Annotated in this window: 14 protein-coding genes and 1 pseudogene; 7 read left to right on the top strand and 8 right to left on the bottom strand. The window is 68.4% G+C overall.

The genetic code is table 11. From position 1 onward, the window contains the following. Positions 1-142 precede the first annotated feature (142 nt). Together recD and SLQ31_RS22205 are read left to right on the top strand one after the other, a co-directional pair. Positions 143-1,579, top strand: a pseudogene (gene recD / locus SLQ31_RS22210) (exodeoxyribonuclease V subunit alpha); the annotation flags it as partial. Position 1,580: 1 nt separating this feature from the next. Next, positions 1,581-2,348, top strand: coding sequence for a phosphotransferase family protein (locus SLQ31_RS22205; RefSeq protein ID WP_319436225.1), 768 nt, complete (start codon positions 1,581-1,583; stop codon positions 2,346-2,348). On the opposite strand, the gene SLQ31_RS22200 is transcribed toward SLQ31_RS22205, so the two are convergent. Both SLQ31_RS22200 and sigI read right to left on the bottom strand, forming a co-directional pair. Then, positions 2,345-2,608: a zf-TFIIB domain-containing protein gene (locus SLQ31_RS22200; RefSeq protein WP_319436224.1), complete on the bottom strand. Its 264-nt coding sequence runs from the start codon at positions 2,606-2,608 to the stop codon at positions 2,345-2,347. The genes SLQ31_RS22205 and SLQ31_RS22200 overlap by 4 nt on opposite strands. A gap of 103 nt (positions 2,609-2,711) precedes the next feature. Beyond that, complete coding sequence (gene sigI, locus SLQ31_RS22195; RefSeq protein WP_319436222.1) at positions 2,712-3,566, bottom strand: RNA polymerase sigma factor SigI; 855 nt, start codon at positions 3,564-3,566, stop codon at positions 2,712-2,714. Positions 3,567-3,661: 95 nt separating this feature from the next. Here sigI and SLQ31_RS22190 point away from each other — a divergent pair, with 95 nt between their 5' ends. Together SLQ31_RS22190 and SLQ31_RS22185 are read left to right on the top strand one after the other, a co-directional pair. Beyond that, positions 3,662-4,504, top strand: coding sequence for an NAD(P)H-binding protein (locus SLQ31_RS22190; protein ID WP_319436220.1), 843 nt, complete (start codon positions 3,662-3,664; stop codon positions 4,502-4,504). Then, positions 4,504-4,947 (top strand): nitroreductase family deazaflavin-dependent oxidoreductase, encoded by a 444-nt coding sequence (locus SLQ31_RS22185; protein ID WP_319436219.1) that lies wholly within the window; start codon positions 4,504-4,506, stop codon positions 4,945-4,947. The genes SLQ31_RS22190 and SLQ31_RS22185 overlap by 1 nt, the downstream gene beginning before the upstream one ends. Here the strand turns inward: SLQ31_RS22185 and SLQ31_RS22180 are convergent. Genes SLQ31_RS22180 through SLQ31_RS22165 form a run of 4 tightly spaced genes read right to left on the bottom strand, consistent with a single transcriptional unit; the run spans position 4,944 to position 7,544 of the window. Beyond that, positions 4,944-5,768 (bottom strand): ABC transporter permease, encoded by an 825-nt coding sequence (locus SLQ31_RS22180; protein WP_319436218.1) that lies wholly within the window; start codon positions 5,766-5,768, stop codon positions 4,944-4,946. The genes SLQ31_RS22185 and SLQ31_RS22180 overlap by 4 nt on opposite strands. Then, positions 5,758-6,567, bottom strand: a complete 810-nt coding sequence (locus SLQ31_RS22175; protein ID WP_319436217.1) for an ATP-binding cassette domain-containing protein — start codon at positions 6,565-6,567, stop codon at positions 5,758-5,760. Before SLQ31_RS22175 ends, SLQ31_RS22180 begins: the two co-directional genes overlap by 11 nt. Further along, positions 6,564-7,016, bottom strand: coding sequence for a MarR family winged helix-turn-helix transcriptional regulator (locus tag SLQ31_RS22170; protein WP_319436216.1), 453 nt, complete (start codon positions 7,014-7,016; stop codon positions 6,564-6,566). Before SLQ31_RS22170 ends, SLQ31_RS22175 begins: the two co-directional genes overlap by 4 nt. A gap of 27 nt (positions 7,017-7,043) precedes the next feature. Beyond that, positions 7,044-7,544, bottom strand: coding sequence for a metallophosphoesterase (locus SLQ31_RS22165; RefSeq protein WP_319436215.1), 501 nt, complete (start codon positions 7,542-7,544; stop codon positions 7,044-7,046). Positions 7,545-7,645: 101 nt separating this feature from the next. Here SLQ31_RS22165 and SLQ31_RS22160 point away from each other — a divergent pair, with 101 nt between their 5' ends. Genes SLQ31_RS22160 through SLQ31_RS22150 form a run of 3 tightly spaced genes read left to right on the top strand, consistent with a single transcriptional unit; the run spans position 7,646 to position 9,988 of the window. Continuing rightward, complete coding sequence (locus tag SLQ31_RS22160) at positions 7,646-7,945, top strand: hypothetical protein (RefSeq protein ID WP_319436214.1); 300 nt, start codon at positions 7,646-7,648, stop codon at positions 7,943-7,945. A 25-nt stretch (positions 7,946-7,970) separates the two neighbouring features. Further along, a complete protein-coding gene (locus SLQ31_RS22155; protein WP_319436213.1) occupies positions 7,971-9,185 on the top strand; it encodes a CoA transferase in 1,215 nt (404 codons plus the stop codon). After that, positions 9,182-9,988: an acyl-CoA thioesterase gene (locus tag SLQ31_RS22150; RefSeq protein WP_319436212.1), complete on the top strand. Its 807-nt coding sequence runs from the start codon at positions 9,182-9,184 to the stop codon at positions 9,986-9,988. Before SLQ31_RS22155 ends, SLQ31_RS22150 begins: the two co-directional genes overlap by 4 nt. Here the strand turns inward: SLQ31_RS22150 and SLQ31_RS22145 are convergent. Continuing rightward, positions 9,958-10,617, bottom strand: coding sequence for a helix-turn-helix domain-containing protein (locus SLQ31_RS22145; protein WP_319436211.1), 660 nt, complete (start codon positions 10,615-10,617; stop codon positions 9,958-9,960). The genes SLQ31_RS22150 and SLQ31_RS22145 overlap by 31 nt on opposite strands. Then, complete coding sequence (locus SLQ31_RS22140; RefSeq protein WP_319436210.1) at positions 10,617-11,912, bottom strand: acyl-CoA dehydrogenase family protein; 1,296 nt, start codon at positions 11,910-11,912, stop codon at positions 10,617-10,619. The genes SLQ31_RS22145 and SLQ31_RS22140 overlap by 1 nt, the downstream gene beginning before the upstream one ends. Positions 11,913-11,947 lie beyond the last annotated feature (35 nt).

Here is an 11,947-nt window from a genome sequence, read left to right as displayed (position 1 = left end):
CACGGCGAACACCTCGGCGGGGGGGGTGGGCCCCCCCCGCCCCGGGGGGGGGGGGTCCCCCCCCGGGGCCAAACAACGCGCCCCCCCGGCGGGCGGGGGGGGGGGGCCGCGCGGGGGGGGGGGGGCCGGGGGGGGCCCCCCCCCCCTGCTCAGCTCACCCGCGGTACTGCACGTCGAGGGGGACCTGCTCTACTTCGACCGGTACTGGCTGGAGGAACGACAGGTCGCCGCCGACGTGCTGGCACTGACGGCCGCCCGCCCGCAGCACCAATCACTCGATATCACACGACTTTTCCCGGCCGGATACGACGAACAGCGCCGGGTCGCCGAGGTCGCGCTGTCGCAGGGGCTGACGGTGCTGACCGGAGGGCCGGGCACCGGCAAGACCACCACCGTGGCCCGACTGTTGGCGCTGCTGGCCGAACAGGCCGAGCTGGAGGGCAAACCGCGACCGCGAATCGCGCTGGCCGCGCCGACCGGGAAGGCCGCGGCCCGCCTTCAGGAGGCGGTGCAGGCCGAGGTCGATCGGCTGGAGCCCGCGGACCACGCACGACTCGGAGGATTGCGCGCCACCACGTTGCACCGGCTGCTCGGCCCGTTGCCAAGGACCTCGGCCCGGTTTCGGCATCACCGGGAGAACCGGCTGCCGCACGACGTGATCGTCGTCGACGAAACGTCGATGGTGTCGCTGACCATGATGGCCCGGCTGGTCGAGGCCGTCCGCCCCGAGGCGCGGCTGTTGTTGGTCGGCGACCCCGACCAGTTGGCGTCGGTGGACGCCGGCGCCGTGCTCGCCGATCTCGTTGAGGGACTGAGCAAGCGAGGCGACGCCCCGGTGGCCAAACTGATCACCGCGCACCGGTTCGGGGCCTCGATCGGAGCACTGGCACTGGCGATCCGGGTCGGTGATGCCAACCGTGCCCTCGACGTGCTCAACGCGGGTGGCGAGCACATCGAGTGGGTGGACACCGAAGAGCCGACCGAGGGCCTTCGCAATGTGCTTGTTCCGCAAGCACTTCGACTGCGGGAGGCCGCGGTGCTCGGCAACGGACCGGCGGCGCTGGCCACGTTGGACGAGCACCGGCTGTTGTGCGCACACCGCCGAGGTCCGCACGGTGTCGCCTATTGGAACCATCAGGTCGAACGGTGGCTGGCCGAGGAAACCGATGCACCGCTGTGGGCTTCGTGGTACGCCGGCCGGCCGGTGTTGGTCACCGCCAATGATTACGGGCTGCGGCTCTACAACGGTGACGTCGGGGTCACCGTATTGCGCGATGGTGTGCTGCGGGTGGTGATGGCCGGTTCGGCGGGGCCTGCCGAGTTCGGCACCAACCGGCTCGCCGATATCGAGACCATGCATGCGATGACCATCCACAAGAGTCAGGGCGGTCAGGCCGGTGAAGTCACTGTGCTTCTGCCGCAAACGGACTCGCGATTGCTCACCCGTGAACTGCTGTACACCGCCGTGACCCGGGCCAGGAGCAAGGTGCGGGTCGTCGGCACGGCCGAGCAGCTGCGCTCGGCCATCGCGCGCCGGGCGGCGCGCGCCACCGGGCTGAGCCGGCGCCTGCAGGACTGATATGCGGACCGGCTCCGGCGCGGACATCGTCGTCGACGGCGACGTCGTCATCAAGGTGCATCGAGTCGGCACCGACCCCGACGCGCTTGCCGTTCGATTACGAGTCGCGGCGCGCCTCGGCTGTTTGCTCGCGCCGCTTGATCCGGAGCCACAACCCGTCGAGGACGGCCGATGGTCCTCGCGATGGCCTCGGGTCGACAGGGTGCCGGTGCAGCCCGACGCGTTGCCGTGGACGGAGGCGGCGCGCCTGCTGGCGCACTTGCATCGGGTCACCGATCAGATGGCGATCCCGCATGGTGCCGCCGCGCGCACCCAGCGGGCGGTACGTGGCCTTCCGTCCGACGCCGTCGTCGTCCGTCGGGCCGCCGCCACATTGCCGGACCGAGCCCGCCACGCTGGGGTGCCCGGCAGACCGCGCACGCTGGTGCACGGCGACTTCCACCTCGGTCAGCTGGGCCGCCCACCTGGCGGCGGCTGGCGGTTGATCGACGTCGACGATCTGGGCACCGGCGATCCGGCCTGGGATCTGGCCCGGCCGGCCGGCTTCTGGGCCGCCGGGCTCATACCCGACGACGACTGGCAGGCGTTCCTGACCGCTTACCGCATGGCGGGCGGACCCGCCGTGCCGCCCTCGGGAGATCCATGGCCGGTGCTGGAACCGCTGGCGCGGGCAGCGGTCGTGCAGGCTGCCGCGGCCGGTGCCCACCGGCTCCCCGACGAAACGCAGGGCGAGCTGATCGCCGCCTGCGCGCGGATGCTCCCCGGCTAGCTCGAGAAGAAGAGCCGGCCGAACCCACCCTTGCGGTAGCGCTGGTTCCCGTGTTGTCCCCAGGCCGGTCCCTGACCGTAACCGGGACCGTAGCCGGGCTGCTGGGGCGGCGGCGAGGCGAAGCGGTTCTCCAGCTGGGTCATCGACTCCAGCTCACCGAAGTCGAGAAAAATGCCTCGGCAGGTATCGCATTGTTCCAGGTGAACGCCGTTGCGTTCATAGGTGCGCATCACTCCCGCGCACTTGGGACACAGCAGCATGTTGCTCGTATTCGGCGATCCGGGAGACTTCGGTGGCTCATATGGCGGTATCGACATGTCTGACCAACGCGCGAACAGCCCGCAGAGATCCCGAGCCGTCGGATCAGCGCCGCGCCGAGGGGTCGGCCGTCGCCTCGATCTTGGCGACCAGACCATCGCGGATGGTCAGTACGACGACGGCGAACAGGCGCCGCTGGCTGAATGCGAGAGCGACGGGGCGCCCGACCGGACCGCTGACGAGCGTGGCGCCGGTGAGGTAACGCAGCAGATTCGTGCCAACGGCCACTTGCCCATGGTTCACCTGCGGCGGCGGCGCGGGCTCGCCAAGGATCGTGCCCACCCCCCACACGTCGGGAGCCAGCACCTCGGTCAACGCCGCCAGATCGCCGTCGGCGCAGGCCGCGATGAATCGCTCGGTGACCCGGTGATGCTCGTCGTCGTCGACGACGGCGGTGACCGGTGCGGCGGCATGGATCTTCATGCGTGCGCGGCGCGCGAGCTGGCGGCACGTCGCGGTCGGGCGGCCGACGGTTTCGGCGATCTCGTCGAACGGCACCCGGAAGACGTCGTGCAGCACGAACGCGACCCGTTCAGGCGCGGTCAGCCTGCCCAGCACCTCGAATAGCGCATCGTGCACCTCGTCGTCGAGGGTGACCCGCTCGCCCGGATCGGGCATCGCGCTGTGGTTCAGCGGCGAGCGCCGTTCCATCGTCTCCGGTTCGGCGGTGCTCACCCGGCGGTGCCGGGCTGAGCGGACGAGATCGAGGCACAGCCGGCTGCTGACCACTGTCAGCCAGCCCCTCGGGTCGTCGATCTCCGCGATGTCGGCTTGCGAAAGCCGTAGAAAAGCCTCCTGCACAATGTCTTCCGCATCACCGATATCGCCGACCATCTGGTAGGCGAGGTTGATCAGATACGGGCGGTTGGCAGCCAGCAGGCCGGCGATCGGATCGCTCATGTCATAAACGACGAATCGGCATGGCAAAAAGTTACCGCTGTCACGTTCCGGGGTCCTACCCCGTCCTTGTCTGTAGCCGACAGAAAGGACTCGAGATGACGATCGTGATAACCGGAGCGACCGGCAATGTGGGCCGCCCGCTCGTCGAGCAGCTGGTGAAGGCCGGTGCCCACGTTCGCGCGGTGACCCGGCGCCCGGGTGAGGCCGGATTGCCGCCCGGCGTCGACGAAGTGGCCGACGCCGCCGAGGCGCTGGTGGGAGCCTCGACGGTGTTCCTCAATTCCCGCGCGTTGGGTCCCGAGCTGGCGCAGGTGGCGTCGTCGCTCGAGCGTCACGGCGTCGCCAAGGTGGTGGCGTTGTCGGCCATCAATGCCGACGATGACGACACCCGTCAGCCGTCGCGCTATCGCGGCGACCGCAACCGGGAGTGCGAACAACTCGCCGTGGCATCGGGTGTGCCGTGGGTCAGCCTGCGCCCGTCGGTGTTCATGACGAACTTTCCCGGCATGTGGGCCGCGCAGATCCGTGTGGGCGACGTCGTCGCCGGGCCGTACGCCGACGCATCGACCGCGCCGATCGCCGAAGCGGATATCGCCGCTGTCGCGGCACACGCCCTGCTGACCGACGACCTTGTGGGGCAGCGCGTTCCGTTGACCGGACCGCAATCGCTCACCAACGCCGAGCTCGTCGCGATCGTCGGGGAAGTTCTGCACCGCCCGCTGCGGTACTGGGAGGTGCCGGCCGAGCTGGTTCGAGATCGGTTCATCGGCAATGGGTTTCCCGCGGAATTCGCCGACGCCTACATCGCGATGCAGGCGAGCACTCTGACATCGCCCGCGCTGGTCACCCATGACGTCGAGAAGATCCTCGACCGGCCCGCCACCTCGTTCGCCCACTGGGTGGCCGAGCACACCGCACTGTTCACCGAGGAGAAGTGATGACCGATCCACGCCCGCCCCGTTGGCTCAAGCCGATGAACCGATTGATGATGGCTGTGCAGAAATTGGGGCTGCCCACCGGGCCCGCGTATGTGCTGACCGTTCCGGGCCGCAAGTCCGGTAAGCCCCGACAAACCCCGATGACGCCGTTTGAGTTCGACGGCGGGCTGTACACCGTCGCGGGATATCCCGGCGCCGACTGGGCGAGCAACGCCAGGGCCGCCGGCGCTGGAACATTGAGCCGCGGCAGGCGTTCTCGGCCCGTCACGATCGTCGAACTCGGTGCCGAGGAAGCCAAACCGGTGCTGCGTGCGTTCCCCGGGTCGGTGCCCGTCGGCGTGGCCTTCGCCAAGCGGTCGGGCATGGTGCAGCAGGGCACCCCCGACGAATTCGAGGCACTGGCAGGCAGACTCGCGGTGTTTCGCTTCGACGCGCCGCGCTAGCGCACGAGGCGGCGCAGCAGGGCTGACGCCGCGGCGACGCCGAGCACCGCGGACAGCGCCAGCACACCCAGATCCAGCCACGGATGTGCCGACGGGATGCCCACCAGCAGCAGGCGCAGCGAATCCACCTCGTAGCTCAGCGGATTCACCCGGGACAGCCAGCGCAGCCACTCCGGCATCACCGACACCGGGTACAGCGCGTTGGAGGCGAAGAACAGCGGCATCGTGATGGCCTGTCCGATTCCCATCAGTCGGTCCCGGTTGCGCACCAGGCCGGCCAACGCCATCGACAGGCAGGCGAAGAACGCCGACCCGAGCATCACCACACCCATCGCGGCGAGTATCCGCAACGGGTTGTATGTCATCTGGATGCCCATGATGTAGGCCAGCACCAGCACGCCGACCACCTGAGCTATCGACCGCACACCGGCGGCAAACGCCTTGCCCGTCACCAACGCCGACGCGGGTGCCGGTGTCACCATGAGCTTGGCCAGGATGCCTGCGTCACGATCCCAGACGATCTGGATGCCGTAGAAGATCGAGATGAACAGCGCCGACTGGGCGATGATGCCCGGAGCCAGGAACGCCAGGTACGGCACCGGCCCGGTGTCGATGACGTGCAACCGGTTGAAGGTGGTGCCAAAGATCAACAGCCACAACGCCGGTTGCACCATGCGGGTGACCAGCTCGGTGCGGTCATGGCGCAGCTTCTGGACCTCGACCCACGCGAACGTTTCCATCCGGCCCGCCAAGCTGGGTAGCCGCCGCCAGCCGCGCGGCGCTCGGATCAGGCGGGGTGTGGTGGCGGACTCAACCGGCATTGCGTGCCGCCTTTCGGCCTGCCCGGACCGTGCCGAGGCCAGTGTGGTCGGTCGGCTCTTCGAGCCCGGAGCCTGCGTAATGCCGGAAGACGTCTTCCAGGCTCGCCTCGGGACCGACCTTGGTCTTGAGTTCGGCGGGAGTGCCGACCGCCCGCAACTGGCCGTGGTGCATCATCGCGACCCGGTCGCAGAGCACGTCGGCCTCCTCCATGTAGTGGGTGGTCAGCAGCACGGTCATGCCGAACTCCTGTTGCATGCTGGCCACCTGCGACCAAACACTGTCGCGGGCAATGGGATCCAGGCCGACGGTCGGTTCGTCGAGAATCAGCAGCGACGGCTGGTTGACCAGTGCCTGGGCCAGCTCCAGGCGGCGCACCATGCCGCCGGAATAGGTGTTGGCCAACTTGTCGGCGACATCGAGCAGCTGCATGGCCTCCAACGCCTCACCGACCCGTTGCTTGCGCACTGAGCGCGGCACGTCGTAGAGGCGGGCGAACCATTCCACATTCTGCCGCCCGGTCAGCGCCGGCTCGATCGAAAGCTGTTGGGGCACATAGCCGAGGTTGTACCTGATGTCCATCGTGTTGTGCCGCGCGTCGAGCCCGAAGATGCGCACCTGCCCGTGCTGGATGGGGGCCAGCGTCGTCAGCAGCCGCACGACCGTGGTCTTGCCCGCACCGTTCGGGCCCAGCAGGCCCAGGGTTTCGCCGGTGTGGACCTGCAGCGTCAGGTCGTCGACGGCGGTGAAGTCGCCGTAGCGGTGGGTCAGGTTCTGGCAATCGATCGCAAGTGTGGTCATGACCGCTTCTCCCTCAATGTGGCGGTGATGCCGGCCAGCACCCGGATCCCGGCGGCCAGCGCCTCGGCGTCGGCGTCGTCGAGTTCGTCCAGGGCCTCGGCCAGTACCGCGCGCCGTGCGGCCCGGGATTCGTCGGCGATCCGCTGGGCCGGCGTGGTGAGCTCGAGCCGGCCCACCCGGCGATCGCCCGGGTCCGGCGTGCGTACCAGCAGGCCGTCGGCCGACAGCTTGGACACCAGCGTGGAGGCGGTGTTGGCGGCCAGACCGAGTTCGGCGGCGGCCGCACTGACCGAGATGCCCGGTTGCCTGCCGACCAGGCGCAACAGCTCGGCCTGCGACTCGGTCAGCCCGGCGGTCACGAAGGAGGCGCCGCCGGCTCTGCGAATCGTGCGACGGAATCGGCCGACGGTGCCGAACAGCTCGGCGACGAGATCGGTGCGGATGTCCACCCCGCCAACATTACCTCTGTTGCAGAGCTAAGTCTTGTCGATCCGATGTTGCTGCACGTCTGCCAGCACGCCGGGCCGGGTCACGGCGGTCATGTAGGTGCAGAACGGCTGGCGCCGCCGGTCGGTCGGCGAGCCGGGGTTGAGCAGCCGCAACCCGGTCCGCGCGGTGGTGTCCCACGGAATGTGGCTGTGGCCGAACACCAGCACGTCGGTGCCGGGATAGCGCTGCGCCATTCGGGCTTCCCGGCCGGAGGCCGCGCCGGTTTCGTGGACGACGGTGAAGCGCAGTCCGTCCAACGTCACGTCGGCACATTCGGGCAGTCGAGCCCGCAGTTGCGGGCCGTCGTTGTTGCCCCAGCAGGCGACCAGGCGCTTGGCTCGTGCCGACAATCCGTCGAGCAGGCCCTCGTCGACCCAGTCGCCGGCGTGGATGACGACATCGGAGCGTTCGACTTCCTGCCACACCTGCGCGGGCAGGTCGCGGGCACGCTTGGGGATGTGAGTGTCGGCTATCAGCAGCAGACGCATCACTCGATTGTCTCTGACCCGAGTGTTGGTTGAGCGCTCACGTCGCATATTTCCCCCGATTGCCGAACGTGAGCTCTCAATCGATGTCTACGGTGGGACTGATGGATACCGACGATGTCGAGAAGAGCTGGCATGATCCGGCGGTCTTCCGCGCGGCGGTGATCTACGTCGTAGCCGTGGTCGTGGTGGCCGGGCTGGCCTTCGCGGTCGCCGTGATCTGGCATTCGCGGATCGCAGGCATTTTGGTGCCGCTGAGTTTGTTCGCCGGCGGGGTCGGCGCGTTCGTCCAGACGTATCGGGTCTGGCGGGTCGAGGGAACCTGGGTGATCTGGCAGGGCGCCGGGTGGTTCCTGCTGGGCGTGTTCCTGCTCTGCCTCGGCGTGCCGGTCGCGGTGTGGTGAGCGCCGCACCCGCCATACTCGTCGGGTGAGCGCTACTGATGACCTGCCCTTGGCAGGTGTCCGCATCGTCGAGATCTCCAGCTTTGTGGCCGTGCCGCTGGCCGGGATGACGCTGGCGCAGCTGGGCGCCGACGTCATCAGGGTCGACCCGGTGGGCGGGGCGGCCGACTACAAGCGCTGGCCGCTGACCGAGGCCGGCGACAGCATCTACTGGGCCGGACTCAACAAGAGCAAGCGCTCGGTGGCCGCGGACATGCGCTCCGAGGAAGGTCAGCACCTGGTCGCCCAGCTGATCGCCGATGCCGGCATTCTGATCACCAATGTCGCCGGGCGGCAATGGCATTCGTATGAGGAGCTGAGCGCGCAGCGCCCCGATCTGATCCACCTCGAAGTCGTCGGTCGCGGTGACGGGTCCACCGGTGTCGACTACACGGTCAACGCGGCCACCGGATTTCCGTTGGTCACCGGATCGCCCACGCAGGGTGGCCCCGTCAACCATGTGCTCCCGGCCTGGGATCTCAGCTGCGGTCTGTATGCGGCCCTGGCGATCCTCGTGGCGTTGCGCCGCCGCGATGCCACCGGGCAAGGCAGCCGCATCCGGCTGCCGCTGGACGATGTCGCGCTGGCCACCGCGGCCAACCTCGGGTTTCTGACTGAGCCGATGGTCAAGGGCACCCAGCGCCCACGCCTGGGCAACGCCATCTACGGTCAGTACGGCCAGGACTACACCAGCAGCGACGGCGCCACGTTCATGCTGGTGGCGCTGACCAACCGGCACTTCCGCGACCTCGCCGCGCTGACCGGAACCACCAAAGCCGTTGCTGCCGTTGCCGAAGCGTTGGGTGCGGATTTCAACGACGAGGGTCAGCGCTACGAGCACCGCGCGGTGCTGAGCGGCCTGTTCGCCCCGTGGTTCAAATGCCACACCGCCGAGCAGGTGACCGCCGCGCTGTCGGAGAGCTCCGTGCTGTGGGACCGCTACCTGGACTTCGCCGAAGTCGCCGAAGACCCTCGGGTGACGGCTAACCCGCTGTTCACGATGCTGACGCAGCCCAGGATCGGCAGCTACCTGGCGCCGGGCCTGCCGATGTCGGTCGACGGCGCGCACGTCGCCGCCCAGCCCGCGCCCGCGCTCGGCGACGACACCGCGGCCGTACTGGCCGAGGTCGGGTTCACCGCCGACGAAATCGCCGCGCTGATCGAATCCGGTACTGTCGCAGCGGAAACCGGCCCGGCATGAGCGTGCTGGCCCGGCTGCTCGACGTCACCCCGGACACCTCGGGCGCCGACACATTCGTCGGTGCCGAAAGCGGCCCTGCCGAGAAGCGTGCCTACGGTGGACATCTCGCCGCGCAGGCCATGGCTGCGGCATGCCACACCACCGACACCGACAAGACGCCGACGAGCCTGCACGTGCAGTTCCTACGCGGCGGCGACGCGGGTGCGCCGGTGAACTACGACGTCGAACACGTCTACGACGGGCGCACCACGGCGTCACGACGGGTGCTGGCCCGCCAGGAGGGCCGGTTGCTGATCACCGCAACCGTCTCGTTCTCGGCCGCGGCCAACGGACCTGAGCACGCTGTAAAAGCAACGGCGCCGCGCGATCCCGAGCGGCGACCGGCCAACGGCCCGATCGGGCCGGCTCCGTCGCTGCCGCTCGACGAGATCGACATTCGCACCGACGATGACTGGAGCACAGGCGAATTCGTCCGCCGGTTGTGGTGGCGGGTCACCGCTGCGCTGGATGGCGAGCCGTGGCTGTCGCAGTGCGCGGCCGTCTACGTCACCGACATCTACGGCATCGATCCCGTCCTCCAGGTGCACGGCCACTCGATGACCGATCGCAGCCATCGGACCGCCACCACCGACTCGTCGATCTGGTTTCACCGGCCGATCCGGGCCGGGGAGTGGAATCTGCTGGAATCCCGCTCACCGGCGGCGGCGCGCGGCCGCGGACTGGTCACCCTGAACCTCTACGACGCGGAGCAGGTGCTCACCGCGACCCTCGTTCAAGAAGGTCTGACGATCGTCCGGGAGTGAGACTTGCGAACCTGCCGCTCCCTCGCCAGCGACCGGGTCTCGTCCGATGGCGGCGCGGCGAGCATCGCGGCGACCGTGTCGACAAGGTGGCTGTTGAACAACCGGTCGTCGGCGTGTGGCGCGGTGGCCGCGCGTCGACCCAACTCGACCGCGGCGTACACCAGCGCCCCCAACCGGGGATGCAACGTGACGGCCACCGGGTCGAACATCGGCTCGAGCAGCCGCCGCCAGCGCTGCAGGCTGCTGGAGTGCCCGGTGAAATCGAACGTGGGCACCGGACGGTTCAACAGATCGGCATGGATGCGCAGGAACGCCGGGCCCCCGTCGGTGTCAGCCAGTTTGGCGGCCAGCGGCAGGACCAGTGCCGATGCCATCGACCGCATCGACGGCGCCGCCTCATCCTCGATCGCGTCCAGCAGCGAGTCGCGGCGGTCATCGACCATCGGCAGGTGCTTGTCGGCGATCGCAGCCAGCACTCCGGCGCGGTCGGTGAAGTGATACTGCACCGCCATCACATTGCGGGCCCCGGCCTCGCGGGCGATCTCGCGCAGGCTCACCGCATCGACCCCGCGCTCGGCGAACAACCGCTCGGCGGTGGCTACCAGGTTGGCCGAGGTGCCGGCCGCCATCAGAGTTCGGCGACCTCGTGTTCGAGCAGCTCGGCCAGTCGGCCCTGGGCGGCCGCGCGCCGGGTCGGGATGTGCTGGGACGGGAACAGGGTGTCGACGGGCTCGTACTCCTTGAGGGTCCGCCGGGCCACCGTCAGCTTGTGCACCTCGGTCGGACCGTCGGCGATCGCCAGCGACTCCGCGCCCACCAACATCTTCACAAACGGCATCTCGTCGGAAACCCCCAGTGCCCCATGCAAATGCATGGCCCGCTGCACCACATCATGCAGGACCTGTGGCATCGCGACCTTGACAGCGGCGATGTCCCGGCGCACCAGCTGGTAGTCGTGGTACTTGTCGATCTTCCAGGCGGTTCGCAACACCAGCAGCCGGAACTGCTCGATCTGAATCCAGCTGTCGGCGATCTTCTCCTGCGTCATCTGGTAATTGCCCAGCGGCCCCTGACGGGTCTGCCGGGATACCGCACGCTCACACATCATGTCGAAAGCCTTGCGGGCCAACGCGATCGTGCGCATCGCGTGATGCACGCGGCCGCCGCCCAGCCGCGTCTGTGCGATCGCGAACGCTTGCCCCTCACCGCCGAGCACGTGGTCGGCAGGCACCCGCACGTCGTTATAGCGGATGTAGCCATGCCCGGCGCGGTCGTCGGATTCACCACCCACGCCGACGTTGCGGAGGATCTCGATGCCGGGCGTCTCGGCAGGCACGATGAACAGCGACATCTTCTGGTGCGTACGGGCTTCCGGGTTGGTCACCACCATGACGATGAAGAACGAGGCGTTGCGTGCGTTGGAGGAGAACCACTTCTCGCCGTTGATCACCCACTCGTCGCCGTCGCGTTCGGCGTGGGTGGTGAACAGGCCCGGGTCGGAACCGCCCTGCGGTTCGGTCATCGAGTAACACGACGAGATCTCACCGTCGAGCAGCGGCTGCAGATAGCGCTTCTTCTGCTCCTCGGTGCCGAACATGGCGAGGATCTCGGCATTGCCGGAGTCCGGCGCCTGGGAACCGAAAACTGAAGGCGCCCAACGAGAACGGCCGACGATCTCGTTCAGCAACGCCAACTTCACCTGCCCGTAGCCCTGCCCACCCAAGTCCGGGCTCAGGTGCGCTGCCCACAACCCCTGGTCCCTGACCTGCTGCTGCAACGGGCGCAGCACCCGCAGCACCTCGGGGTTGGTCTTCTCGTAGGGGTCAAGCGGCGCGAAGTCCAGCGGCTCGAGCTGCTCGCGCATGAACTCCTCGACCCAATCGAGCTTCGTCTGGTATTCGGGTTCGGTTTCAAAGTCCCACATGGCCGCGATCGTAACTTCATACAGCTGCATTAATC

The sequence above is a fragment of the Mycobacterium sp. RTGN5 genome, assembly GCF_033804465.1.
Classification (GTDB): Bacteria; Actinomycetota; Actinomycetes; order Mycobacteriales; family Mycobacteriaceae; genus Mycobacterium.
Note: the sequence above shows the minus strand (reverse complement) of the source record. Positions and strands in the feature narration are given on the sequence as shown.

Bases quoted from the DNA above. Each gene is read 5' to 3' on its own strand.
- SLQ31_RS22150 (WP_319436212.1), top strand. From the start codon at position 9,182: ATGAGCGTGCTGGCCCGGCTGCTCGACGTCACCCCGGACACCTCGGGC.
- SLQ31_RS22160 (WP_319436214.1), top strand. From the start codon at position 7,646: ATGGATACCGACGATGTCGAGAAGAGCTGGCATGATCCGGCGGTCTTC.
- SLQ31_RS22190 (WP_319436220.1), top strand. From the start codon at position 3,662: ATGACGATCGTGATAACCGGAGCGACCGGCAATGTGGGCCGCCCGCTC.
- SLQ31_RS22180 (WP_319436218.1), bottom strand. From the start codon at position 5,768: ATGCCGGTTGAGTCCGCCACCACACCCCGCCTGATCCGAGCGCCGCGC.
- SLQ31_RS22140 (WP_319436210.1), bottom strand. From the start codon at position 11,912: ATGTGGGACTTTGAAACCGAACCCGAATACCAGACGAAGCTCGATTGG.
- SLQ31_RS22165 (WP_319436215.1), bottom strand. From the start codon at position 7,544: ATGCGTCTGCTGCTGATAGCCGACACTCACATCCCCAAGCGTGCCCGC.
- SLQ31_RS22145 (WP_319436211.1), bottom strand. From the start codon at position 10,617: ATGGCGGCCGGCACCTCGGCCAACCTGGTAGCCACCGCCGAGCGGTTG.
- SLQ31_RS22185 (WP_319436219.1), top strand. From the start codon at position 4,504: ATGACCGATCCACGCCCGCCCCGTTGGCTCAAGCCGATGAACCGATTG.
- SLQ31_RS22200 (WP_319436224.1), bottom strand. From the start codon at position 2,608: ATGCTGCTGTGTCCCAAGTGCGCGGGAGTGATGCGCACCTATGAACGC.
- sigI (WP_319436222.1), bottom strand. From the start codon at position 3,566: ATGAGCGATCCGATCGCCGGCCTGCTGGCTGCCAACCGCCCGTATCTG.
- SLQ31_RS22205 (WP_319436225.1), top strand. From the start codon at position 1,581: ATGCGGACCGGCTCCGGCGCGGACATCGTCGTCGACGGCGACGTCGTC.
- SLQ31_RS22175 (WP_319436217.1), bottom strand. From the start codon at position 6,567: ATGACCACACTTGCGATCGATTGCCAGAACCTGACCCACCGCTACGGC.